General features: G+C 66.5%; 27 protein-coding genes and 1 pseudogene. 15 read left to right on the forward strand and 13 right to left on the reverse strand.

The window, feature by feature from the left end; translation table 11 throughout:
• Window positions 1–29: 29 nt before the first annotated feature.
• Window positions 30–179, reverse strand: coding sequence for a hypothetical protein (locus JYG32_RS02780; protein ID WP_213264565.1), 150 nt, complete (start codon window positions 177–179; stop codon window positions 30–32).
• A gap of 357 nt (window positions 180–536) precedes the next feature.
• On the opposite strand from JYG32_RS02780, the gene JYG32_RS02785 reads away from it, so the two are divergent.
• Complete coding sequence (locus tag JYG32_RS02785) at window positions 537–830, forward strand: hypothetical protein (protein WP_213264566.1); 294 nt, start codon at window positions 537–539, stop codon at window positions 828–830.
• A 197-nt stretch (window positions 831–1,027) separates the two neighbouring features.
• On the opposite strand, the gene JYG32_RS02790 is transcribed toward JYG32_RS02785, so the two are convergent.
• Both JYG32_RS02790 and JYG32_RS02795 read right to left on the reverse strand, forming a co-directional pair.
• Window positions 1,028–1,645: a 3'-5' exonuclease gene (locus JYG32_RS02790; protein ID WP_213265365.1), complete on the reverse strand. Its 618-nt coding sequence runs from the start codon at window positions 1,643–1,645 to the stop codon at window positions 1,028–1,030.
• A gap of 235 nt (window positions 1,646–1,880) precedes the next feature.
• Window positions 1,881–2,546, reverse strand: coding sequence for a DJ-1/PfpI family protein (locus JYG32_RS02795; RefSeq protein WP_213264567.1), 666 nt, complete (start codon window positions 2,544–2,546; stop codon window positions 1,881–1,883).
• 96 nt (window positions 2,547–2,642) lie between these two features.
• Between JYG32_RS02795 and JYG32_RS02800 the strand changes: the two genes are divergently transcribed.
• Complete coding sequence (locus tag JYG32_RS02800) at window positions 2,643–3,197, forward strand: TetR/AcrR family transcriptional regulator (protein ID WP_249744572.1); 555 nt, start codon at window positions 2,643–2,645, stop codon at window positions 3,195–3,197.
• Between the two features lie 133 nt (window positions 3,198–3,330).
• Here JYG32_RS02800 and JYG32_RS02805 read toward each other — a convergent pair whose 3' ends face one another.
• The 8 genes from JYG32_RS02805 to JYG32_RS02840 all read right to left on the reverse strand — a co-directional run bounded on the left by JYG32_RS02805 (window position 3,331) and on the right by JYG32_RS02840 (window position 9,714).
• The gene (locus tag JYG32_RS02805; RefSeq protein ID WP_213264569.1) at window positions 3,331–3,795 is read right to left on the reverse strand and encodes an acetyltransferase; all 465 of its coding nucleotides are present in this window, start codon (window positions 3,793–3,795) and stop codon (window positions 3,331–3,333) included.
• 97 nt (window positions 3,796–3,892) lie between these two features.
• Window positions 3,893–4,384, reverse strand: a complete 492-nt coding sequence (locus JYG32_RS02810; protein ID WP_213264570.1) for an NUDIX hydrolase — start codon at window positions 4,382–4,384, stop codon at window positions 3,893–3,895.
• A 55-nt stretch (window positions 4,385–4,439) separates the two neighbouring features.
• Complete coding sequence (locus JYG32_RS02815) at window positions 4,440–5,324, reverse strand: NAD(P)-dependent oxidoreductase (protein ID WP_213264571.1); 885 nt, start codon at window positions 5,322–5,324, stop codon at window positions 4,440–4,442.
• A gap of 122 nt (window positions 5,325–5,446) precedes the next feature.
• A complete protein-coding gene (locus JYG32_RS02820) occupies window positions 5,447–5,788 on the reverse strand; it encodes a gamma-butyrobetaine hydroxylase-like domain-containing protein (protein ID WP_213264572.1) in 342 nt (113 codons plus the stop codon).
• A complete protein-coding gene (locus tag JYG32_RS02825; RefSeq protein WP_213264573.1) occupies window positions 5,785–6,786 on the reverse strand; it encodes a HEAT repeat domain-containing protein in 1,002 nt (333 codons plus the stop codon). The genes JYG32_RS02820 and JYG32_RS02825 overlap by 4 nt, the downstream gene beginning before the upstream one ends.
• A gap of 159 nt (window positions 6,787–6,945) precedes the next feature.
• A complete protein-coding gene (locus tag JYG32_RS02830) occupies window positions 6,946–7,191 on the reverse strand; it encodes a 4Fe-4S dicluster domain-containing protein (protein WP_174383483.1) in 246 nt (81 codons plus the stop codon).
• A gap of 10 nt (window positions 7,192–7,201) precedes the next feature.
• Window positions 7,202–8,947: a fumarate reductase/succinate dehydrogenase flavoprotein subunit gene (locus JYG32_RS02835; RefSeq protein ID WP_213264574.1), complete on the reverse strand. Its 1,746-nt coding sequence runs from the start codon at window positions 8,945–8,947 to the stop codon at window positions 7,202–7,204.
• Window positions 8,944–9,714, reverse strand: a complete 771-nt coding sequence (locus tag JYG32_RS02840) for a GntR family transcriptional regulator (protein WP_213264575.1) — start codon at window positions 9,712–9,714, stop codon at window positions 8,944–8,946. The genes JYG32_RS02835 and JYG32_RS02840 overlap by 4 nt, the downstream gene beginning before the upstream one ends.
• 321 nt (window positions 9,715–10,035) lie before the next feature.
• Between JYG32_RS02840 and JYG32_RS02845 the strand changes: the two genes are divergently transcribed.
• The 11 genes from JYG32_RS02845 (at window position 10,036) to JYG32_RS02895 (ending at window position 20,217) form a co-directional block, all read left to right on the forward strand.
• Window positions 10,036–11,247 carry an MFS transporter gene (locus tag JYG32_RS02845; RefSeq protein ID WP_213264576.1) on the forward strand — a complete coding sequence of 404 codons (1,212 nt, stop codon included), beginning with the start codon at window positions 10,036–10,038 and terminating at the stop codon, window positions 11,245–11,247.
• Window positions 11,248–11,526: 279 nt separating this feature from the next.
• A complete protein-coding gene (locus JYG32_RS02850) occupies window positions 11,527–11,928 on the forward strand; it encodes a DnaJ family domain-containing protein (RefSeq protein WP_174383487.1) in 402 nt (133 codons plus the stop codon).
• Window positions 11,925–12,521 (forward strand): tRNA adenosine(34) deaminase TadA, encoded by a 597-nt coding sequence (tadA, locus tag JYG32_RS02855; protein WP_174383488.1) that lies wholly within the window; start codon window positions 11,925–11,927, stop codon window positions 12,519–12,521. Before JYG32_RS02850 ends, tadA begins: the two co-directional genes overlap by 4 nt.
• 104 nt (window positions 12,522–12,625) lie before the next feature.
• Window positions 12,626–13,564: a muramoyltetrapeptide carboxypeptidase gene (ldcA, locus tag JYG32_RS02860; RefSeq protein ID WP_174383489.1), complete on the forward strand. Its 939-nt coding sequence runs from the start codon at window positions 12,626–12,628 to the stop codon at window positions 13,562–13,564.
• A gap of 307 nt (window positions 13,565–13,871) precedes the next feature.
• The gene (locus JYG32_RS02865; protein ID WP_174383490.1) at window positions 13,872–14,576 is read left to right on the forward strand and encodes a GntR family transcriptional regulator; all 705 of its coding nucleotides are present in this window, start codon (window positions 13,872–13,874) and stop codon (window positions 14,574–14,576) included.
• Between the two features lie 149 nt (window positions 14,577–14,725).
• Window positions 14,726–16,210 (forward strand): NCS1 family nucleobase:cation symporter-1, encoded by a 1,485-nt coding sequence (locus tag JYG32_RS02870; RefSeq protein WP_213264577.1) that lies wholly within the window; start codon window positions 14,726–14,728, stop codon window positions 16,208–16,210.
• 10 nt (window positions 16,211–16,220) lie between these two features.
• Window positions 16,221–17,012 carry an aspartate/glutamate racemase family protein gene (locus JYG32_RS02875; RefSeq protein WP_213264578.1) on the forward strand — a complete coding sequence of 264 codons (792 nt, stop codon included), beginning with the start codon at window positions 16,221–16,223 and terminating at the stop codon, window positions 17,010–17,012.
• 148 nt (window positions 17,013–17,160) lie between these two features.
• Entirely contained in the window at window positions 17,161–18,114 is a 954-nt protein-coding gene (puuE, locus tag JYG32_RS02880) for an allantoinase PuuE (RefSeq protein ID WP_174383493.1), read from the forward strand.
• The gene (gene uraD, locus JYG32_RS02885) at window positions 18,111–18,632 is read left to right on the forward strand and encodes a 2-oxo-4-hydroxy-4-carboxy-5-ureidoimidazoline decarboxylase (RefSeq protein ID WP_213264579.1); all 522 of its coding nucleotides are present in this window, start codon (window positions 18,111–18,113) and stop codon (window positions 18,630–18,632) included. The genes puuE and uraD overlap by 4 nt, the downstream gene beginning before the upstream one ends.
• Window positions 18,633–18,694: 62 nt before the next feature.
• Window positions 18,695–19,708, forward strand: coding sequence for an allantoicase (alc, locus tag JYG32_RS02890; RefSeq protein WP_213264580.1), 1,014 nt, complete (start codon window positions 18,695–18,697; stop codon window positions 19,706–19,708).
• Entirely contained in the window at window positions 19,705–20,217 is a 513-nt protein-coding gene (locus JYG32_RS02895) for an ureidoglycolate lyase (RefSeq protein ID WP_174383496.1), read from the forward strand. The genes alc and JYG32_RS02895 overlap by 4 nt, the downstream gene beginning before the upstream one ends.
• Before the next feature lie 85 nt (window positions 20,218–20,302).
• Here JYG32_RS02895 and JYG32_RS02900 read toward each other — a convergent pair whose 3' ends face one another.
• Window positions 20,303–21,268 carry a LysR family transcriptional regulator gene (locus JYG32_RS02900; RefSeq protein ID WP_213264581.1) on the reverse strand — a complete coding sequence of 322 codons (966 nt, stop codon included), beginning with the start codon at window positions 21,266–21,268 and terminating at the stop codon, window positions 20,303–20,305.
• Between the two features lie 156 nt (window positions 21,269–21,424).
• Here JYG32_RS02900 and JYG32_RS02905 point away from each other — a divergent pair, with 156 nt between their 5' ends.
• Window positions 21,425–21,829 carry a RidA family protein gene (locus tag JYG32_RS02905; RefSeq protein WP_174383498.1) on the forward strand — a complete coding sequence of 135 codons (405 nt, stop codon included), beginning with the start codon at window positions 21,425–21,427 and terminating at the stop codon, window positions 21,827–21,829.
• A gap of 39 nt (window positions 21,830–21,868) precedes the next feature.
• On the opposite strand, the gene JYG32_RS02910 is transcribed toward JYG32_RS02905, so the two are convergent.
• The gene (locus tag JYG32_RS02910) at window positions 21,869–22,684 is read right to left on the reverse strand and encodes an aminotransferase class IV family protein (RefSeq protein ID WP_213264582.1); all 816 of its coding nucleotides are present in this window, start codon (window positions 22,682–22,684) and stop codon (window positions 21,869–21,871) included.
• Between the two features lie 134 nt (window positions 22,685–22,818).
• On the opposite strand from JYG32_RS02910, the pseudogene JYG32_RS02915 reads away from it, so the two are divergent.
• Window positions 22,819–23,740 (forward strand): annotated as a pseudogene (locus JYG32_RS02915) (LysR substrate-binding domain-containing protein).
• Window positions 23,741–23,751 lie beyond the last annotated feature (11 nt).

The following is a 23,751-nucleotide window of genomic DNA, read 5'->3' on the forward strand; positions in this document are numbered from 1 at the left end:
CCTGGCAGCAGAAGACATCCAAGCCCGCGTCACAGCGGGCTTTTTTCGTTTTTGGCCTGGCTGGCGCCATCGCCCGGTTGGAGCATCGAGCGGATTTCGTGTTTCATCGACAAGAACACACCGAGAACATTCGTGCGCCATGAGGCGTCGCGGGTGCCTTTATTTCTGCTCTCGTTCAACCAGCGGCTCCGCTCATCGACTGCACCATGCCGTACCCAATCGTTACCTGCAACCAGTTGAAGCGCAAAAGGCGCGGGTTGAAACAGCGTCCGCGTGTTGCGTAGCGAGGCCGCTTGACGGAGAAGTCGTTAAACGACGTGCTGCTACCCCCAATTTCGCCGCGATTGTAATCGAGCGTAATTGATTGCTCTGCGCGCTCAGCCTAATTTCTTCCCGGCAGGGGCTCTTCGCGGATGGCTGGCCCAAGCCGCCACGGAGATTGTGATGAACGTTATCGATGCGTGACTCGCGCAAGCCAGATTCGGGCTATACAACCCCGGCTTTCGGTTTTTCAACTCACAGCAGGAGAAATTGTCATGTCGAACGAAAAATTCAGCGAAATTCAAAGGTTCGCGGAGAAGGCGGACGATTTGAAACGCGTAGAGGTTGAGTCAATCCAGCTGGGCTATTGGGACAAGCAGGATACTCTTCCTTTCATGCTCAATAACGAGGGGGGGAATTCGTTTGAAGTGAATGCCTCGAACACGGCGTTGCTGATCCAGATTGGAAACGCGCTCACGGCGCTTGGGCAGAAGCGGAAGGTCGTGGCCTATCTGGGAGACCTCAGCCACGGAGGTACCCTCAAAGTGCTCCTTATCGGCCTTGCATAGTACGAAAAATAAGTCGCGACTCAGTGAGTCAGCGTCGTGGGCGGCCACAAAATGGCCGTCCTGCCGTTTCCTTGTATTAGTTGACTGCCCCCGGTTTTAAAACCGGGGGCAGGTCAGACAAGAAAACGGCTTGGCAGGTTGCCAAGCCGGTTTTCGTTAATGGATTGCGCAAGTCAGAGCCATCGCGCCTCGGTTTCTCATGCGGGCGAGCCCACGAGCGAACGCAGGTATGTTGGCACGTTCGCCTTCGCCGTTGCCTGGACACGTGTCATGAGCGCGTGATCGATACGATCCAGTCCATAAGTCCGCGCAATGTCCTGCTGCAGCCGGCACCACAGATGGCTGGCCATCTCGGCATCGACCATCGCCCGGTGCGCACGTCCCGATTTCGGCAACCGCAGCATGTCTGCCAGGCTCGACAGGCGATGACTCAGCGCGTCCGGGTAAATGCGTCGCGCGACGAGCATCGTGCAGGCAAAGGCATGCTCGGCCGACATGCCGAGAAGCCCGAGTTCTGCCTGCCAGAACCGCTTGTCGAAACCGGCGTTGTGGGCGACGACCGCATGCTTGCCGACGAACGCCGCCGCTTCCTTCATGACTTTCGCCGCCGGGGGAGCCGATGCAATCATTTCGTTCGTGATGCCGGTCAGCGCGACGACGTCCGACGGTATGCGTCTGCCTGCATTCATCAGGCTCTGGAAACGGTCGACGACTTGTCCGTCCCGGAGCAGGATGACGGCGATTTCGGTCGCACGGTCGCCCAGATTCGGCGAAAGTCCGGTTGTTTCGAAGTCCAGTACCGCAACGGTTTGCATGGTCGAATCCTGTTGCTTCACGCGGTGTCGTTCAGAGTGGCCGAGAGGTTAGCATCTTCAGGCCTGCGACAGGCTCGTTCAGCCCGAGAAACGACCGTCCATGCGGCGCACGCCGACCCGATCGACGATCCGGACAGCCCGCTAGTTCGACCCGATCCGCCGTTGGCTCGGCAGGACGCACGACGATGCAACAGGGTGCAGGCCTCCGACTAACGGCAGCCCATTGATCCGTGCGTCATGCCGCAAGCCCGCTGCCACTTTCAACCATCCGGATCGGGCCCGTGGCTTGTCCTGCACCCTGCCTGATGCTGAACTCGATCAGATCTTCGTAAATCTCTTGCTGCCCGGCAGGCAGCAAGGGCAGCAGCGTCTCGCGCCGCTTGTCCGCGTCGAACATCGATTCCACCAGCCATCCCGTCAGATAGAGCGATGCAAGGCATCCGCCCGCGCTCGCGACGTTGCCGTGGCACACCAGCGGCTGGTCCATCACTTGCAGCTCGAGTGCCTGCAAACCCTTCCGCGCTTCGGGATGCGTCGTGGCGCGGCGCTGGGGCAGCAGCCCGAGCCGTTCAAGAATGAAGGCGCCGGCGCAGATCGACCCGACAAGCTGCCGTTCGGGATCGAGATCGAACGACGGCAGGAAATCCGGATGGGCGAGCGCGGCCGGTACGCCTTCCTTGCCGCTCGAAAAGAGGACCGCGTCGGCGCGATGGGTGTCGGCGAGCGGGCCGTGTGTCGGGATGGCCAGGCCATGTGCGGAATGCAGCACCGGCTGTGCGCCCAGAATCCGGACGCGCCAGTCCCTGTTGTTGCGGCCAAGAATGTCCCACATCAGGAACAGGTCGATGTCGGTGAACCGGTCGAATGCGACGAGCGCGATGTATTTCAAGGCGGACTCCATGCGTAGTGGCGCGATGCCGGAAGCGGCGGCGGCCGTGATAGAGTTCGCAGCCTATCTGTCCATGCGGCACCATACACAGCCTGTATGGCGATGACGATGAGCACACTGACGCGAAACGACTGGATTGCAGCGGGCTTCGACGCCCTCGACGGGGAAGGGTATGCGGGCATTTCAGCCGAGAGCCTCGCACGACGGCTGAACGTGACCCGCGGATCGTTCTATCACCACTTCCGCAATCGCGAGGACTTCGTCAGGACGCTGCTGACTGCGTGGGAGGACGACTACACCGCGCGTATGCTTGCGTATGCGGCGGGTGGCCGCGGTGCCGGCGACACGCTGGCGCGCTATCTGCGCATTGCGGCCGAGAAGCGGCCCGGGCGTGAAATCGCGATCCGCGCGTGGGCGCTGCACGATCCGCTGGTCGCGGAATTCCAGCAGCGCGTCGATGCGGCGCGGCTCGCGTTTGCGATCGACACGTCGCGCCGGCTGGTGCGCACGTCGGGCGAGGCCGAGATCGTCGGGCAGGCCGTGCATTTGTGCCTGATCGGTGGGCAACAGGCCGGGCTGCGGCGCGATGCCGACCGGTTCAACGGTTTCATGCAGCGCGCCTTCGCGATCGCCGAACGTGTGCTGCCGATGCGTCGCGCATGACGCGTCACGCGCGACGCGGGTGCTCTTCGGTGCGCGTGACGCGTGCGTAGAGCGGATTCGGTATCAACCGGCCGCGTTCGCGTGTCGATATGCGTACGGCGTGAGCTGCAGCCCGATATCGCGCGCCTCGAGGTTACGCGGGTTCCTGTGAGGACGGCTGGACAGCACGATAGCGCAGATGAATCAGCGGATAAGCCCGCCCCTGTCCATCGAGCGCCGATCGCCCGCAGCGCTCGAATCCGAGCCGTTCATAGAATCCCGCCGCCGCTTCGTTTTGCTCGTTGACGTCGGTCGACAGGTCGGGATGACGCCTGAGCGCTGCTTCGACAAGCAGCCGCCCGACACCCGCGCCATGGTGAGCGGGATCGACGAACAGCGCTTCCATGTGACTGCCGTCGAGCAGCATGAAGCCGATCGCGCGATCGTCATCATCGACAGCGAGATCGAGCGGCGCGCCGGGCAGAAATGTCACGACTTCGGATTCGATTTCACGACGGTCGTCGTCGCTCAGGAAGTGGTGCGTTGCATCGACTGCGCCGCGCCAGATGTCGAGTACGCGTGTGCCGTCGGCCTCGGTAGACTTGCGAATTCTGATCATGGTTTGACGTGTTGTGGTTCGGAGATCGGCGGGTAGCCGACACCGTCATGGCCCTGATCGGGCTGCCCGCACCGGACGCGGGAAAGACGGCGGAAATTCAAGTAGCGATTGGACGCTGCGCGTCGCCAAGGGCTGCGGCCCGTTCGATCGCCCGTCGCGCGACGTCGCGCACACCCGCACTCATCGGCAAGTCGTTGCGATCAAGTTCGTCGACGCCGAACCAGCGCGCATCGAGCGCGTCATCGCCGGCGGCAGGCGTACCGTGCAACCATCGGCACAGCACCGCGACCATGATGAAATGCTGACGTACGTCGCCGTCAGCATCGTAATCGAACGCATCGAGCGCCGTAAAGGCGTCCAGCGCTTCGACGTCGACGGTCGTCTCTTCGGCGATCTCGCGAACGACCGCGTCCGCGATCGGCTCGCCCGGTTCGATCTTGCCGCCGGGGAACCCCCAGCAGCCCGCATCGGGCGGATTCGCGCGGCGCACGAGCAGCACGTCGCGTTCGCGCAGCACGATGCCGATCACGGCGGGAACGGGGCGTACGGACGTGGTAGCGCCGATCGCGGAGCGTGACGATCCGGACATGGCTGCGCCTATGCGCCGGTGCGCGAGAACGCGTGTGCGTGTGCGTGCGGGTGACTCATCGTGCGTCTCCGGTGCGCTGCTCGATCGCGTGGATCACCGCGACCATGTCAGACGATCCGTATCCGGCCTGTTCGGTTTCGCCGTAAAGCGCATGGCAGATGTCGAGCAGCGGCGACGCGATGCCGGCGCTGCGCGCGGATTCGGCGACGAGGCGCGCATTCTTCAGCACGTCGGTGATCGCGGCCTGCACCGCGAAATCCGCCGCGACGAGCTTGCCGAGTTTCACGCGCGACACGTCGCTCGCCATCGGGCCGGCGTTCAGCACGTCGGCGAAGCGCGCGAGATCGATGCCTTGGCGCTGCGCGAAATGCGTGGCCTCGGTCAGGCCGGTGACCATCGTGATCAGGAACAGGTTGACGGCGAGCTTCATCGTCAGCGCCGACGGGACATCGCCGCACACGAAGCTGTCGCGGCATAGCGGCTTCACGAGCGCGCGGACGGTATCGACGTCGTCCGGCGCGCCGGCGAGCATCACGACGAGTTGACCGGTTTCGGCCGGCTTGCGCGACCCCGACACGGGCGCTTCGACGTAACGGCCCGACGCGGCAGCGATTTCATCGGCCAGTACACGCGAATACTCGGGTGCGTTCGTGCCCATGTTCACGATGGTGTGCCCGCCGACACGGGCGGCGAAGCCGGGCGTGCCGCGTGCGAGGACGGCGTCGATCGCCGCGTCGTTCGCGAGCATCAGGATCACGGTGCGGCAGGAAGCGAACACGTCGTCGACGTGTTCGGCGACGCGCGCGCCGGCGTCGCGCAGCGCATCGTCATTGCCGTTCGACCGGCTCCACACGACGAGCGGCGTGCCGGCCCGCGCGAGGTTGAGTGCCATCGGCGTGCCCATCACGCCGAGGCCGATGAATCCGACTGCCGTTTGCATGTCCTTGCTCCTGTGGAAGGGGAAGTGCAGCGTGCGGTCGTCAGTATCGCAGCGTTTTCGGGCGCATGCCGGCGGCGCGCATCGAGGCACGCTGTGCCCGATGCAACGGCGGCCGCCGATGGTCAGCCTGCGAGATCGCCGGATGTGCGCATGCAATGCGCCGCGATGTTTGCATCCGTCTCGCGCTTGCCGAGTTCCACCAGATACGGCCACGGGTAGATGCCGCGCGCATGACCGTCGCCGAACAGCAGGCGGATGCCGTAACCGGCCGGCTCCACGCCATCCAGTGTGAGGTTCGGCATCGCGTCGACAACGTTCCCGTCGAGCCGGATCTTTCGACATGCGGCACATGGGCAGTCACTGCGCAATTGTGCGTAACCGATGCGATGCATGACGCCGCCCGGCCAGCGCAATGTCAACGCATGGGCCGTATGATCGAGCGCGATTTCGATCGGCGGCGTCATTGCCTCTCCCCGAATTGCTCGATCTGTCCGATCGCGATCCGCACCGCCTTGCGCACCTCGGGGTCGCGATCCTCCAGTGCGTCGTGCAGCGCCGGCAGCGTCGCGCGGTCGCGCAATTCGCCGAGTGCAAGCGCGGCTTCCTTGCGCAGATTGCTGATCGCATGCGAGAGCAGCGCGACAACGGCCGGCGCCGCGGCAGCATCGCATAGCTGCCCGAGCGCGCGCGTGGCACGCAGGCGCACTTGCCAGTAGTCGTCGTCGAGCGCGGCAACGAGCGGTTCGCGCGCGGCCGCGACGCGCAGCTTGCCGAGCGTCGCGGCCGCTTCCTCGCGGACCTGCCATGCAGTGTCGCGCAGTGCCGCGCGCAATGCGGTGACGACGGCCGTGTCGCCGGGTGCCGCGAACCCGATAGCGCCGACCGCAACGCGCCGCACGTCCGCATCGACGTCGGCCGTCGCGATGCGTGCGAGCGGTGGCAGGGCGCGCACGTCCTTGAGCCAGCCGAGCAGGGCGACCGCCTCGGCGCGCACGGCCGCTGTGTCGGCGTCGAGTGCGCGCAGCGCGGGCGCGAATGCGTCGGGGTCGCGCAACTCGCGCAGCCCGCGCAGCGCGGCGCTGCGCACGAATGGCTCGGGCCGGTCGGCCCAGCCGCACAGCACGGCGGCCGATGCCGCGTCCTTCAGTTCGGACAGGCTCTGCGCGGCGGTCGCGCGCACGCCATCGTCCGGATCGAGCAAGGCGCGGCACAGCGCGTCGACGACGTCGGGCTGCTCCCATGCGCCGAGCACGCGCGCAGCCTCGCTGCGTACGTCGGCCGACGGGTCGTCGCGTAGCGCCGCAACGAATGACGGCACCAGATCGGATTCATCGAGATCGGCAAGCTCGAGCAGCGCGATGCGACGCACGGATGCATCGGGCGCCGCGAGACGGGCGACGAGCGCGGCAAGATCCGGATCGTGCGTGCCGGGCAGCGAGGAGGTTGAAGAGAAAGCGGTCATGGGCAAAAGGTCGGTTCGATGAAAGGGCGGCTGCTCACGGAACGCGGTGCATGGGCGGCGCGGTATGGCGACGCGAACCTGGCGAACGCCGGCCCGGCCGCCACGTCGTCGATGCACGGCCCGCGCGGGCGGCACGACGACGATCGGCCGCGCGCCCGGTCAGCGCAGCAGGTAAGGGATCTCGACCTTGACCGCACCGGTCGGGCAGTCGCGCTCGCACGGCATGCAGTACCAGCATTCGTCGAACTGCATGGTGGCCTTGCCCTTGGTCACGTCGATCGCGAGCAGGTCGAGCGGGCACACGTCGACGCAGACGGTGCAGCCCTTGTCGGCGATGCATAGGGCCTCGTCGATCGTGACGGGTGCGCTGCTGCGCTGGAAGATGTCGTGCGGGGTATGGGGCATGGCAGGTTCCTCAAAGGGCGGCCGCGAGCGCGGCAGGTTCGCGGATACGCAGATTCGCGTAGGCGCCGCGTTCGTCGTCGGCAAGCGGCACGATGTACGGTTCGACGGGCCGCTTCTCGCTGCGCATCGCGCCGTCTGTATCCTTGCGCAGCCACGTGTGGCAAAACCATTCGGCGTCGTTGCGGTGCGGAAAGTCGACACGATGGTGGTACAGTCCCCAGCGGCTCTCGGTGCGGAACAGCGACGCGCGCGCGGCCATTTCCGCGCAGTCGCGGATCGCCCGCACTTCGGCCGCGCGCATCAGTTCATGAGGATGAGTCGCCTTTATATATTCGATATCCTCAGTAATTTCGTCAAAGCGTTGCAGCCCGATTTCCATCTTGCGCGTCACCTTCGGCGGTTGCAGATAGTCGTTCACCATGCGGCGCAGCTTGTATTCGACCTGCGCGGGCGCCAGGCCGCGCTCGCGCAACAGCGGGGCGAGCACGCGGGCGCGCTCGGCGTCGACCTGTTCGTCATCCACCGGTGCATGATCGCGGCCGGCCACGTAGTCGGCCGCGTTCTGCCCGGCGAACCAGCCGTACGTGAAAGCGCCGAGCATGTAGTTGTGCGGGACGGCGGCCATGTCGCCGGCCGCGTAGAGCCCCGGTACGGTCGTTTCCGCGCGTGCGTTCACGTACACGCCCGATGCGCTGTGCCCGCTGCAGAAGCCGATCTCCGAGATGTGCATCTCGACCATCTGGTGTCGGTAGTCGGTCCCGCGCCCTGCATGGAAGCGGCCGCGGCTCGGCCGTTCGTTCGTATGCAGGATCTGCTCGATGGTCCGGATCGTTTCTTCCGCGAGATGGTCGAGCTTCAGGAACACGGGACCGTTGCCGCTTTGCAGTTCCTGGTAGAACTCCCACATCATCTGGCCGCTCCAGTAGTCGCATTCGATGAAGCGTTCGCCCCGGCCGTTCGCGGTGAAACCGCCGAGCGGCCCCGTCACGTATGCGCACGCGGGGCCGTTGTAGTCCTTGATCAGCGGATTGATCTGGAAGCATTCGAGATTCGCGAGCGCGGCGCCGGCGTGATAGGCCATCGCGTAGCCGTCGCCCGCGTTGGTCGGGTTCTCGTACGTGCCCATCAGGTAGCCCGACGCCGGCAGCCCGAGGCGGCCGGCTGCGCCGCAGCAGAGAATCACGGCCTTCGCGCGGATCACGTGGAACTCGGCAGTGCGGCAGTCGAAGCCGAGCACGCCGCTCGCGCGGCCCTGTGCGTCGGTCAGCACGCGCGTCGCGACGATCCGGTTCGTGATCGCGATGCGTGCGCGCTTCAGTTGCCGGTACAGCACCTTCTTGATGTCGTGTCCTTCCGGCATCGGCAGCACATACGAGCCCATGTGATGCACCTTCTTCACCGCATAGTCGCCGGTGCCGTCCTTCTCGAACTTCACGCCCCAGCGGTCGAGCTGTTCGATCGTCGCGAAGCTGTGCGTCGCGTACGCATGCACGGCTTCCTGGTCGACGATGCCGTCGTTGGCGATCGTGATCTCTCGCGTGTACTGCTCGGGCGTCGCATGCCCGGGGATCACCGCGTTGTTCAGGCCGTCCATCCCCATCGAGATCGCGCCGCTGCGCTTCACGTTGGCTTTTTCGAGCAGCAGCACGCGCAGGGACGGGTCGCGCTCCTTCGCCTTGATCGCCGCCATCGGGCCGGCCGTGCCGCCGCCGACCACGACGACGTCGTATTCGTGCTCGTGCACCTGGGTATTCATCGCGGGTTCCTTGCAGGTTTGCGCGCCTTCTGCCGGTCGATGCGCAACCGGTACTGGAAGGCGTCGCCGCGGAAGTAGAGGTATTCGTAGTCGATCGGCGCGCCCGACGCGTCGTGCGTGAGGCGCTCGATGCGCAGCACGGGGCTGCTTTCCTCGACGTGCAGCGCGTCGACGATCTCGTCGTCGGCGAGGATCGCGTCGATCGACACGTCGGCATGACCGAGCGGGATGCCGCAGTCGTTTTCCAGGATCAGGAAGATGTCGCGGGCCGCGAGATCGGCGCCCGCGAGGCGCTTGCCGAGCGCTTCGGGCACCCAGGTCTGTTCGAGCGACACGGGCTCGCGGTTCAGCAGCCGCACGCGATGGATCTCGACGAGCGGCGTGCCTTCCGGTACGTTCAGCTTCGTCGCGAGATGGCAGTCGGCCTTCGCGGTGCGCAAGCTGCGCAACTGGTTGACGATCTCGTAGCCCATCGACGACATCGCCTCGGCGAAGCCCTGCAGCGACGTCACGTTCTGGAACGCCTTCGGCTTCGACACGAACGTGCCCTTGCCGTGCAGCTTGAACAGCAGGCCTTCCTTCTGCAGGTCGCCGAGCGCCTGGCGCACCGTGATGCGGCTGACGTCGAACGTCGCGCAGAGTTCGTGTTCGGAAGGCATCCGGCTGTGCGGCGCATAGGTGCCGTCGAGAATGCGCGCGCGCAGCGTGTCCTTGATCTGCACGTAAAGCGGGGCCGCCGACAGCGGCACGACGTTGGGTGGGGTCATCGGTCAACTTGTTATGACAAGACGGACCGAGTGTAGTCAGCGCGATCGCACGTCCCAACCAACCATTTCTGATTTCGACTTTCCGAATCCGGAAAAGCGGGGCAGCGGGCAGAACGGGCGATCCGGCGTCCGGTGTCTGTCCGATCCGCCCCTTGCCGGTCGGGCAGATTGGACGACAATAAAAAATTCGCCGGCGCGTGCGCCGTGCATGTCGATTTCCCGATGCATCGCCCGTCGTACCCATGTCGACCGGGCTTTTTGCCACGCCGCGCAGCCGGCACCCGGTTTCCGCAGATTGCGATACGAACCAGGAGACGCCAAATGCCGGATTCCCGATATCGCTGGGTGATCGTCGCCGCAGGTGGCCTGATGGGCTGCATTGCGATCGGCGCGATGTTTTCGCTACCGGTGTTCCTGCGCGCGATCGCGCGCGACACCGGCTGGTCGATGACCGGCATTTCCGGTGCGATGACGATCGGCTTCATCGCGATGGCCTTCGCGAGCATGGGGTGGGGCAGCCTGTCGGACCGCATCGGTACGCGCGCGGTCGTCATGACGGGCGCCGTGCTGCTGTCGGCGAGCCTCGCACTGGCGAGCCGCGCGCCGTCGCTGCTCGCGTTCCAGTTGACCTTCGGCCTTGCCGTCGGCAGCGCGACGGCCGCGGTGTTCGCGCCGATGATGGCATGCGTGACGGGCTGGTTCGATACGCACCGCAGCCTGGCGGTGTCGCTCGTGTCGGCCGGGATGGGAATGGCGCCGATGACGATGTCGCCACTGGCCGCATGGCTCGTATCGACGCACGACTGGCGCACGTCGATGCTGCTCGTCGCCGCGCTGGCGGCCGTCGTGATGATTCCGGTGTCGCTGCTGGTGCGCCGGGCGCCCGCGCTCGACCGCGCACACGCGGCGCCTGCGCCTGCCGGCGCGCCCGCGGCGATGTCGGTCGCGGACGCGCTGCGCTCGCCGCAGTTCATGGTGCTGGTGCTGACCAACTTCTTCTGTTGTGCGACGCACTCGGGCCCGATATTCCATACGGTCAGCTACGCGGTGACGTGCGGGATCCCGCTGATCGTCGCGGTATCGATCTACAGCGTCGAAGGGCTCGCGGGCATGGGCGGCCGGATCGTATTCGGGCTCCTCGGCGACCGCGTCGGTGTGAAGCGCATGCTGGTGGCCGGGCTGCTTGCGCAGGCGCTGGGCGCGCTCGGCTACTACTTCGTGCGCACGCTCGACGGGTTCTACGCGGTCGCGACGCTGTTCGGCTTCATCTATGCGGGCGTGATGCCGCTGTATTCGGTGCTCGCGCGCGAGAACTTCCCGCTGCGGATGATGGGTACCGTGATCGGCGGCTGCGCGATGGCCGGCAGCCTCGGCATGGCCGCGGGCCCGGTCGCCGGCGGCCTGATCGTCGATACGTTCGGCAGCTACGGCTGGCTGTACATCGGTTCGTTCGCGATCGGTCTCGGCGCGTTCCTGATCGCGATGATGTTCCGCCCGTTTGCGAAAGCGCGGCCGGAAACCGCGTCCGCGTGACCCGGTAACGGAGCACGGGCGCCTGCCGTTTCGCCGGATTGGCGACGCCCGGCCGGCGTCGTCACGGATAAAAAAGAGGGCCCGACACCGCGCGTATTTGCCGGTGTCCGGATGGTGCTCCGCCTGCTGCGGCGCAGCAGAGCGGCAAGTGGCGCCGATCGGCACGCATGCATCGCGATTCGGCCCCTAAAAACACAATATCGAGCATATATTCGAAGGGCCTGTCATACCCGCGTCACCCTGCTAGAATTCGGCCTGCCGCATTGTTCCGATTGACTGATGAGACTGCTTGACGCCCTGGTCGAACAACGTATTGCCGCTGCCGCCGCGCGGGGTGAGTTCGACGATTTGCCGGGTACCGGCGCGCCGCAGGCGCTGGATGACGACCTGCTCGTGCCCGAGGAGGTGCGGGTGGCCAACCGTATCCTGAAGAACGCGGGCTTCGTGCCGCCGGCCGTCGAGCAATTGCGCGCGCTGCGCAACCTGCACGACGAAGTGCAGGCGGTCAGCGACCGTGCTGCGCGCTGTCGGCTGCAGGCGAAGATCCTGGCGCTCGACATGGCGCTCGAATCGCTGCGCGGCGGCCCGCTGGTGATGCCGCGCGACTACTGTCGTCGCATCGCGGTACGCCTGTGCGAGCGCGGGCTCGACGAGACGCCCGCCGAAGCGGGGCCGATGTGACGTCCGACGCGCTGCATGACGCAGCCCGATCGGCGGCCGACGCGGCCGCTGAACCCGCCGCCCGATCTCCTGCACCCGAAGCCGCGCCCGTATCGGCGCGCGACCTGCGTTTCATGCGGCTCGCGCAGGCCGCCGCGGAAGAGGCGCGCGCGGCCGGCGAAGTGCCGGTCGGCGCGGTGCTCGTGTGCGGCGACGAAGTGATTGCACGCGGCTTCAACCATCCGATCGGCGGGCACGACCCGTCGGCCCATGCGGAGATGGCCGCGCTGCGCATGGCCGCGCAAAATCTGCAGAATTACCGGATGCCCGGCTGCGAGCTGTACGTGACGCTCGAGCCGTGCCTGATGTGCGCGGGCGCGATCATGCATGCGCGCATCGCGCGGGTCGTCTACGGCGCCGCGGATCCGAAGACGGGTGCATGCGGCAGCGTGATCGACGCGTTCGCGAATCCGCAACTCAACCACCATACCGAAGTGACCGGTGGCGTGCTCGCCGACGAGTGCGGCGCCGCGCTGAAGTCGTTCTTCGCCGAGCGCCGTCGCGCGCTGCGCGAAGCACGGCTGGCCCGCGACGCCGAATCCGGCGCGTCATAGCCGCACCCGCGCCCGTCGCCCGAGTGGGCCGGACGCGCACGGTTCCGTGAACCGGAGACGGTTCAGACCCTCTAAGCAGGTTTGACGACCCGACACCTTTCGCCATGTCCTTCCAGCCCGCCGCGTCCTACACCATTCGCCTGCTGGCGCCGTCCGGTTATCCGCACGACCCCGACGCGATCAATCGCGCGCTCGAACGCCTCAGCACCGCGCAGCATCGCATCGAGAACATCGAAGCGACGCAGCGGCGTTTCCAGCGTTTCGGCGGCACCGACGGCGAGCGGGCAGGCGACCTGAACCGTCTCGCCGATCCCGAGCGGCCGCTGCCGGAAATCGCACTCGCGGTGCGTGGCGGCTACGGTGCCGCGCGAATCCTGCACGGGCTCGACTATCGCGGGCTCGAGCGCAGGCTGCGCGACCAGCCGGTCGCGCTCGTCGGCCACAGCGACTTTACGGCGATCCAGCTCGCGCTGTACGCGAAGGCGCGCATCAAGACGTTCGGCGGCCCGATGCTGTCCGCCGATTTCGGCGCGCAAACGCCGAGCGACTTCACGATGCAGCACTTCTGGCAGACGCTGACGCAGCCGAGCACGACGATCATCGCCGAGGCACCGCAGGTGCAGACCGTGAACGTGACGGGCACGCTGTGGGGCGGCAACCTCGCGATCCTCACGTCGCTCATCGGCACGCCTTACATGCCGGACATCGAAGGCGGCATCCTGTTCATCGAGGACGTCAACGAACAGCCGTTCCGGATCGAGCGGATGATCTATCAACTGCACCTGTCGGGGCTGCTCGCGCGCCAGCAGGCGCTCGTGCTCGGCCAGTTCACCGGCGCGCGGCCGTTCGAATACGACAACGGCTACGACATGCAGGCGATGATCGACCAGGTGCGCGAAGTGGTCGGCATTCCGGTTGTCACGGGGCTGCAGTTCGGCCACGTGCCCGACCTGCTGACGCTGCCGTTCGGTGCGCAGGCGCAACTGGTCGCGAATGCGCACGGTTTCCGGCTGACGCTGTCGGACTATCCGCATCTCGGCTGATGCGGGCGCGATCGATCGAAAGGCGGGTTTCCCGCCTTTTTCTTTATGTAAGTGTGCAACTAACGGTCAAAAATTTCGGCTGACACCGACAGAATCGTCATCGGGTTTTGCACCAGTTTTGTCAACAAAATAGCCCGGAGGGTATACGACGAGAACGGCCTCTGACAGGGCGTTCAGGCTTGGCGTGCATGGATTTCGCGCATCCTGCACCGATTGGAGTCGCGCCCGTGCACGCCGATTGTGCGAAATCCGGGAAAAGAATTGTTGACAATCTTTATGTCCGTTCTAGGATGAGGACCATCACACGATGCAGATCATGAACGAGCCCGATTCCCACCCGTCCGGCGCAGCCGGTCCCGAAGCGATCGCCGAGCGGATCCGCACGGCGATCCTCGAGCATCGGCTCGCGCCCGGCGCGAAGCTGACGGAGGCGCAGCTCTGCGACGTGTTCGGCGTGAAGCGCGGGACGATCCGCCAGGCGCTCGCGCAGCTCGCGACCGACAAGCTGGTCGAACTCGAGCCGAACCGCGGCGCGTTCGTCGCGAGCCCGACGCTGCAGGACGTGCACGAGGTGTTCGAGATGCGCCGGATCATCGAGCTCGCCGTGGTCGAACGGCTCGCGACCGGGCCCGGCGCGAAGCGGCTGAAGGGCGTCGCCGCGCTGATCGACAAGGAACGCAAGGCGTTCGAGCGGCACGACTTCGCGGCATGGATCCGCCTGTCGGGCGAATTCCATACGGCGCTCGCCACGCTGATGGGCAATGCGACGCTCAGCGAGTGCCTCGAAGGGCTCGTCGCACGCTCGACGCTGATGTCGGCGCTGTACGAATCGCACGGGCGCAGCCCGTGTTCGTGCGACGACCACGACGAGATTCTCGCCGCGCTGGAGGCGGGCGATCCGAAGCGGGCGGTGACGCTGATGGCGCACCACCTGCAGCATGTCGAACTGAAGATGCTGGACCGGCCCGCGCAAGGGCAGGTCGATTTGCGCGAAGTGTTCGGCGGCGCCTGAGCGGCGACGCGAACCCGGCCGCGCGCCACAGAACGAGAGCAATGCAGGCCTGCGGTGTTCGCCGCGGGCCGCTGGTCCGACTCCGGGCGATGATCCGGAGCGATATCGATGACGGTGGAGCGGCCACCCGGCCGCGTCAAGGAGAAGTCATGGCTCAGTTCAGTGTGGCGCACGACAGCGCCTATCCGGCGGAAGAAGGCGGCGAGGGCGGCGACCCGACGCTGCCGGGCGGTTACAGCGAACGTCTGTACAACGAAGATTTGGCACCCCTGAAGAATCAGACGTGGGGCTCGTACAACATCTTCGCATTCTGGATGTCGGACGTGCACAGCGTCGGCGGCTACGTGTTCGCGGGCAGCCTGTTCGCGCTCGGGCTCACGAGCTGGCAGGTGCTGATCGCGCTGATCGTCGGGATCGGCATCGTAAACCTGCTGTGCAACCTGATCGCGCGGCCGAGCCAGCAGATCGGCGTGCCGTATCCGGTCGCGTGCCGCGCGACGTTCGGCGTGCTCGGCGCGAACGTGCCGGCCGTGATCCGCGGGCTGATCGCGATCGCGTGGTACGGCATCCAGACCTATCTCGCGTCGAGCGCGCTCGTGATCGTCGTGCTGAAGTTCTTCCCGCAATGGCTGCCGTACGCGGACGTGCATCGCTACGGCTTCCTCGGGCTGTCCGCGGTCGGCTGGGCCGGCTTCATGCTGCTGTGGGTGCTGCAGGCGTTCGTGTTCTGGCACGGGATGGAGACGATCAAGAAGTTCATCGACTTCGCGGGCCCGGCCGTTTATGTCGTGATGTTCATCCTCGCCGGCTACATGGTGTGGCGCGCGGGCTGGCGCAATATCGGCATCAACCTCGGCGGCGTCAAGTACCACGGTGCGCAAGTGATCCCGGTGATGATCACGGCCGTGTCGCTGGTCGTGTCGTACTTCTCCGGGCCGATGCTGAACTTCGGCGATTTTTCGCGCTACTGCCGCTCGTTCGGCGAAGTGAAGCGCGGCAATTTCTGGGGGCTGCCCGTCAACTTCCTCGCGTTCTCGCTGGTCACGGTGATCACGACGGCAGCGACGCTGCCCGTGTTCGGCGAACTCATCACCGATCCCGTCGAGACGGTCGGCCGCATCGACCATCCGACCGCGGTGATCCTCGGCGCGCTGACGTTCACGATCGCGACGATCGGCATCAACATCGTCGCGAACTTCGTGTCGCCCGCGTTCGACTTCTCGAATGTTGCGCCGCGGCTGATCAGCTGGCGCGCGGGCGGGATGCTCGCGGCCGTCGCGTCGATCTTCATCACGCCGTGGAACCTGTTCAACAACCCGGCCGTGATCCACTACACGCTCGACGTGCTCGGCGCGTTCATCGGCCCGCTGTACGGCGTGCTGATCGCCGACTTCTATCTCGTCAAGCGCGGCCGGCTCGTGCGCGACGACCTGTACACGATGTCGGAAAGCGGCACCTACTGGTATACGGGCGGCGTGAACCGCCGCGCGCTCGCCGCGCTGCTGCCGGCCGCGGTGATCGCGGTCGTTTGCGTGATGGTGCCGGGCTGGCAGGGCGTCGCGAACTTCTCGTGGTTCATCGGCGCGGGGCTCGGCTTCGTGTTCTACCGGCTGCTTGTGAGCACGAAGGCCTGAGGAGCATGCGATGAAGATCCGACTGATCAATCCGAATACGACGCAGCGGATGACCGAAACGATGGGCCGCTGCGTACGCGACGTCGCGGCCGCCGGCACGGAGATCGTCGCGGTGAGCCCGCCGATGGGGCCGCCGTCGATCGAAGGGTATTACGACGAGGCGCTCGCGACGCCCGGGCTGCTCGCCGAGATCGTGCAGGGCGAGCGTGACGGCTTCGACGCGTACGTGATCGCGTGCTTCGGCGATCCGGGCCTCTACGCGGCGCGCGAGCTCGCGCACGGGCCGGTGATCGGGATCGCCGAGGCCGCGATGCATGCGGCGAGCGTGCTCGCGCCGGGCTTTTCGGTCGTCACGACGCTCGCGCGCACCTGCGGGATGGCATGGCACCTGGCTGAACGCTACGGGATGAAGCGGTTCTGCCGCAACGTGCGCGCGACCGACGTCGCGGTGCTCGAACTCGACCGGCCGGGCTCGGCCGCGCGCCGGATCATCGTCGACGAATGCCGGCGCGCGCTCGACGAGGACGGCGCCGACGCGATCGTGCTCGGCTGCGCGGGAATGGCCGAGTTCGCGCACGAGATCGAGCAGCAGATCGGCGCGCCGGTGGTCGAGGGCGTCACGGCGGCCGTCAAGTGGGCCGAGGCGCTCGTTTCGTTGCGCCTCGCGACCGCGAAGCGCGGCGATTACGCGCGGCCGCTGGCGAAGCGCTACGACGGCGCATTCGCCCGCTTCAGCCCGCCGGACGGGGATGCGGCGGAAGCGGCCCCGAATTTGCCGCAACCGCACATACACACCGTCTGACACGCACTATCTGCGTCGCTGTATGGGCGCGTATGGACGTTTTCGCTACACTGGGCCGTCATCGCATCGGCTCGCGCGGCCGCCCTGCGGCACCCGCGCGGTCGATGCGAACCCATTATTTCAGCGAACTTTCGCCGCACTTCGAACCATGTCACTCGATCCCAACTATCCTCGCGACCTGATCGGCTACGGCCGCCATCCCGTTCAGGCGAACTGGCCGGGGCGCGCCCGCGTCGCCGTGCAATTCGTGCTGAACTACGAGGAGGGCGGCGAGAACTGCGTGCTGCACGGCGATCCGGGCTCCGAGCAGTTCCTGTCCGAAATCGTCGGCGCGGCCGCGTATCCGGACCGCCACATGAGCATGGAGTCGATCTACGAATACGGGTCGCGGGCCGGCGTGTGGCGCATCCTGCGCGAATTCGAGAAGCGCGGGTTGCCGCTGACGGTGTTCGGCGTCGGCATGGCGATCGAGCGTCATCCGGAGCTCGCGCGCGCGTTCGTCGAGCTCGGCCATGAGATCGCGTGCCACGGCTGGCGCTGGATCCACTACCAGAGCATGACGCCGGAACTCGAGGCCGAGCACATGCGCCTCGGGATGGAAGCGATCGAGCGCGTGACCGGCGAGCGCCCGCTCGGCTGGTATACCGGCCGCGACAGCCCCAATACGCACCGCCTGGTCGCGGAATACGGCGGCTTCCTGTACGACTCGGACAACTACGGCGACGACCTGCCGTTCTGGATGGACGTCGGCGTGTCGGGCGGCGGCACGTCGCCGCAACTGATCGTGCCGTACACGCTCGACACGAACGACATGCGTTTCGCGACGCCGCAGGGCTTCAACACCGGCGATCACTTCTTCGACTACCTGCGCGACGCGTTCGACGTGTTGTACGCGGAGGGCGACGAGGCGCCGAAGATGCTGTCGATCGGCATGCACTGCCGACTGCTCGGCCGGCCGGGCCGGTTCCGCGGGCTGCAGCGTTTCCTCGATCACATCGAGAAGCACGATCGCGTATGGGTGACGCGCCGTGTCGATATCGCGCGTCACTGGCGTGAACATCATCCGTATCAGCCCAATCATCGAAACGAAGGGAAAGCATGAAGGCGATGCGCTACACGTTGGATCAACTGAACACGATGGCGCCGAGCGCATTTGTCGCGGCGCTGTCGGGGATCTTCGAACATTCGCCGTGGGTGGCCGAGGTCGCCGCGGGCGAGCGGCCGTTCGCGAGCATCGATGCGCTGCACGAGACGATGTCGGGTGCGGTGGAAACGGGCGGCGAAGCGCGCCAGCTCGCACTGATCAACGCTCACCCGGAGCTGGCCGGCAAGGCCGCCGTGCGCGGCGAGCTGACGGCCGAGTCGACGCGCGAGCAGAGCGGCGCGGGCCTCGGCGAGTGCACGCAGGAAGAGTTCGACAAGCTGCTGACGCTGAACCGCACGTATCGCGAGAAGTTCGGCTTCCCGTTCATCCTCGCCGTGCGCGGCTATGACCGGCACGGCATCATCGCGAACTTCGAGTCGCGCGTGAATCATTCGCGTACCGAGGAACTGCGCACGAGCCTCGACCAGATCTACCGGATCGCGCGCTTTCGCCTCGACGACCTGATCGACGCCTGACATCGCAATACGGCCTGCTGCGTCGCAGCGGCCGGATCGCATCACTGAAACAAGGAAACATCATGGCTGTTCCGCTTCTCGATCCCAACGCCCCCGATTTCACGCGGCGCTACGTGAATCTCGCCGACCCGCGTCTCGGTGCGCAGGCGCTCGAAGCCAGCGACGATTTCTTCGCGCCGAAGGACCGGATGCTGAACCCCGAGCCGGCCGTTTTCATTCCCGGCAAATACGACGACCACGGCAAGTGGATGGACGGCTGGGAGACGCGCCGCAAGCGCACGACGGGCTATGACTGGTGCATCGTCAAGCTCGCGCGCCCGGGCGTGATCAAGGGCTTCGACATCGACACGAGCCACTTCACCGGCAACTTCCCGCCGGCCGCGTCGGTCGAGGCCGCCTTCGTGGCCGACGGCGCGCCGACGCATGCGGCCGAGTGGGTCGAGATCGTGCCGTCGACGACGCTGCAGGGCAACAGCCATCACTACGTCGAAGCGAGCGACGCACGCGCATTCACGCACCTGCGCGTGAACATCTACCCGGATGGCGGCATTGCACGCCTGCGCGTGTACGGCCAGCCGCAACTCGACTGGGCCGGCGCGAGCGCGACCGAGCAGTTCGATCTCGCGGCGATGGAAAACGGCGGTTATGTCGTGGCCGCGAACAACCAGCACTTCGGCGTCGCGTCGAACCTGCTGCTGCCGGGCCGCGGCGTGAACATGGGCGACGGCTGGGAAACCCGTCGCCGCCGCGAACCGGGCAACGACTGGGCGATCGTCGCGCTCGCGCAGCCGGGCGTGATCCGCAAGATCGAAGTCGATACCGCGTTCTTCAAGGGCAACTACCCGGACCGCTGCTCGATCCAGGCCGCCTACGTGTCGGGCGGCACCGACAGCTCGCTGATCACGCAGTCGATGTTCTGGCCGGTGCTGCTCGGCGAACAGAAGCTGCAGATGGACAAGCAGCATTACTTCGAACACGACATCGCGTCGCTCGGCCCCGTCACGCACGTGCGACTGAACATCATCCCGGACGGCGGCGTGTCGCGCCTGCGTCTGTGGGGGACGCTCGACAAATGAAGACGCTTGTTATCGAACCGCTGACCAAGGAAGCGTTCGCGCCGTTCGGCGACGTGATCGAAACGGAAGGGGCGAAGCAGATTCCGATCAACCTCGGCACGACGATCCGCTTTCATGATCTCGCGAAAGTCGACGTGACCGATGAAGACGGCCGCACGCTCGTCAACCTGTTCCGCGGCCAGCCGCGCACGCTGCCGTTCGAAGTGAAGATGCTCGAGCGGCACCCGCTCGGCAGCCAGGCATTCGTGCCGCTGAACGACCAGCCGTATCTCGTCGTCGTGGCGCCTGCCGGCGATCTCGACCCGGCGCAGATCCGCGCATTCGTGACGAGCGGCTGGCAGGGCGTCAACTATGCGAAGGGCGTGTGGCATCACCCGCTGATCGCGCTCGGCGGCGTCAGCGACTTCGTCGTCGTCGATCGCGGCGGTGACGGCCTGAACCTCAACGAGCAGGATCTGCAGGAATCGCTGTGGCTCACCGACGAGGCGCTGCACGCGCTGACGGCCTGAGTCGTCGCCGGCGTTTCTGCCGTCGCTTGTCGAAACCCGCGCAACTTGCGCGGGTTTTTTTATGTGTCGCGCGTTTTCGCGCGATTCAGGTCGCCACGGCCTTGCGCGTGTCGCGCGAACCGTTGCCGCCGCGCCTCCGGTTCGCGACCGGCGCATGCTGCGCCATCAGGTCGGCGATCCAGTCGACGAAGACGCGCACCTTCGCGCTGACGTGCCGGTTCGGCGGGAACGCGACGTACATCGGCATCGGTTCGAGCTGCCACGCCTCGAACAGCGGCATCAGTTCGCCGCGCGCACGATACGCGGCAGCCATGTAGTCGGGCAGCCACAGAATGCCCAGCCCGGCGAGGCCGGCCTCGAGGTACGCATTGCCGTCGTCGACCGCGAGCACGTAGCGCCCGCGCACGTCGACGCGCTCGCCGTCGCATTCCATCGCAAACGGCAACGCCTTGCCGGTACGCGCCCACAGGAAACCGACGGTCCGGTGATGCGTGTCTTCCAGTTCGTCCGGATGCGACGGCGTGCCGGCGCGCGCGAGATAGGCCGGTGACGCGTACACGCCGAGCCGCAGGTCGCCGACGCGGCGAGCGGCCAGCGAGCGGTCGGCCGGTTCGCCGCCGCGCACCACGCAGTCGACGTTCTCGCCGATCACGTCCACCACGCGGTCGCTGACGCCCATGTCGAGCTGGAGGTCCGGATAGCGTGCGTGAAACGCCGGCAGCGCGGGGATCAGGATCAGGCGCGCGAACGGGCTCGGCACGTCCACGCGCAGTCGCCCCCTCGGCGACGCGGACGCCGCGGACAGGCTCGTTTCGGCATCGTCCATGTCGGCCAGCAGCCGCACCACGCGCTCGTAGTACGCGGCGCCGTCGGCCGTGACGACGACCTTGCGTGTCGTGCGGTTGAACAGCTTCACGCGCAGCCGCGCTTCGAGCTGCTGCACCAGTTGCGTGACGGTGGTGCGGCTCATGTGCAGCGTTTCGGCTGCCTTCGTGAAGCTGCCGGCTTCCACTACGCGGGCGAACGCCTGCATTGCGTCGAATCGATCCATCGGGTCAGGGCTCCGCGTCGGTCGGACATTGTTTGTTTGGGGCGCGCAAACAGTGTTGGACAGGGTTGCCGGTTTATCCGCCGGGCATCGGTCCTTAAAGTGCCTTCATCGTTGATGCAGGGGCGGCTTCGCCCCACTGACTGATGGAGGTGTTGGATGGCAAAGCGTAACGTAGTTTTCCCGCCCGGTCGCCAGGCGCTGTATGAGCGCAACCGCTATTCGCCGGCGTTGCGCTCGAACGGTTTCCTGTTCGTATCCGGGCAGGTCGGCAGCCGCGACGACGGTTCGCCCGAGCCGGAGCTGGGCGCGCAGGTCCGCCGCGCGTTCGACAACCTGAACGCGGTGCTGCGCGCGGCCGGCTGCACATTCGACGACGTCGTCGACGTGACGGTGTTCCTCGTCGACCCCGAAGCGACGTTCGAGCGGATCTGGGAGATCGTCCCCGAGTATTGGGGCGATGCGCCGCACCCGACGCTGACCGCCGTCGGCGTGACCTGGCTGTACGGCTTCCGGTTCGAGATCAAGGCGATCGCGCGGCTGCCGGAGCCCGTCGACGGGTGAGGTGACCGACAGCGCACCGGCGTTTCGTGTCGGTGCGCTTTACGGCGCGACGAACGGTTCCTGTTCATACGCGCGATGCAGCAACGCAGCGAACGACGGCGAGTCGGGCAGTGTCGCCGTGCCGAACCGGCGCACGGCGATACCGGGCGTCCACGAATTCATCACGACGGCGCCGGCCATCGAAGGAAGATCGGCAGGCGTCAGTTCGCGATCGTGCTGCGCGACGCCGAGGCGCGCCAGTTGGCGGCGCACGATGCGCATCGTGACGCCGCCGAGCATGCCGGCCACCGGCCATACGACCGCGTCGTCGGCCCAGAACGCCAGATTCCAGATCGAGCCTTCGCTGATGCGCCCGTGGCGATCGGTGAACGCCGCATCGTCGAAACCCTGCGCGACCGCGCGGCGCAGGAAGTGCGTCTTCGCGACTTCGCCGACGTGCTTGATTTCGGGCAGCACGCGCTCGTATTCGAAGAGCGCGAGATCGAGCGGGCCGGCCGGCCCCGACGACGGCGCGCCGGTACGGACCAGCACGTCGAGTGCTTCGTCGTCGCGCGCCGCGATGAATTCTCCTGTCGTCGCATGCACGGTCGCGCTCAGCGACAGCGCCGCCGGTGCGCGCTCGAGCGCGGCGCGCAGGAACGCGCGAATCCGCTCGTCGGGCAACGCCTGGCCGAACAGCGCGTTCGAGGCATCGCGCAACCGTGCGAGGTGCAGGTCGAGGCCGCGCACGCGGCCGTCGCGCACCTGCATCGCAGTGAAATGCGCATGGCCCGCGAACGCCAGCGCGGCGAGCGCGTCTTGCGTGGCGGCCACGCCGTTGAGCTGGGTGACGGACGGGAACGGGGCAGCGGTCATCGGCGAATCTCCGGGTTCGGCCGCGGGCCCGGGGTGGTGCGCGGCATCTTCAAGAAAGGCTATTGTTTGCCGATTGATGGCGTGCTGAAAAACGAGTAGTTTTGGAACGGTCATCAAATTATCTTTGAAGATCGATGGAACGCATGTGGCCCGGTACGCGCGCGCTGAGAACGTTCGATGCGGCGGCGCGGCACCTGAATTTCTCGCGGGCGGCCGACGAGGTCGGGCTGACGCCGGCGGCGGTCAGTCACCAGATCAAGGAAATCGAGGCGCAGCTCGGCATGGCGCTGTTCATCCGTACGAGCCGCAGCATCCGGCTGACGCCGGCGGGCGTCGTGCTGGCCGGTGCGGCCGCTGACGCGCTGGCGGGCCTGCAGCGCGCGACCGCACGGGCGCGGCGCGCCGCGCGGGAGCAGACGGAGCTGCGCGTGTCGGTCGGCGCGCGCTTTGCGACGCACTGGCTGCTGCCGCGCCTGCCGCGTTTCAGGGCCGCGCATCCGTCGTTCGAACTGACGTTCGACATCACCGACCGGTTGCGCGATTTCGATGACGACGACGTGGATGTCGCGATCCGCTTCGGCACCGGGCATTACCGCGACGCGTGCGCGCAGCGCCTGTTCGGTACGTCGGTCGTCGCGGTCTGCAGCCCGGCGCTGCTGTCGGCCGGGCCGCTGCTGCGCAAGCCGCGCGATTTGCTGCGCCACACGCTTTGCCACGTAGACTGCGAAGTCGATGGCGTGATCTGGCCGCGCTGGTCGGCATGGATGGCAGCGGCCGGCGTCGACGGTTTCGACGACAGCCGGTGTGTCGCGTTTCCGGATTCGAGCCACGTCGTACAGGCCGTGACGGACGGTGCGGCCGTTGGTCTCGCGGAGCCGCACATGATCGCGCGCGATCTCGCGGACGGGCGTCTCGTGCGGCTGTTCGACGTGAGCGTCGCGGTGTCGCCCGACGTCGCGTATACACTTCGTGTATCCGGAACGCACGCAGGACGATCCGCGCATCGTCGCGTTACGCGACTGGCTCGCGGACGAAGTGGCCATGGTGTGTGCGTAGCGCCATCATCG

The sequence above is a fragment of the Burkholderia pyrrocinia genome, assembly GCF_018417535.1.
GTDB classification, from domain to species: Bacteria; Pseudomonadota; Gammaproteobacteria; order Burkholderiales; family Burkholderiaceae; genus Burkholderia; species Burkholderia pyrrocinia_E.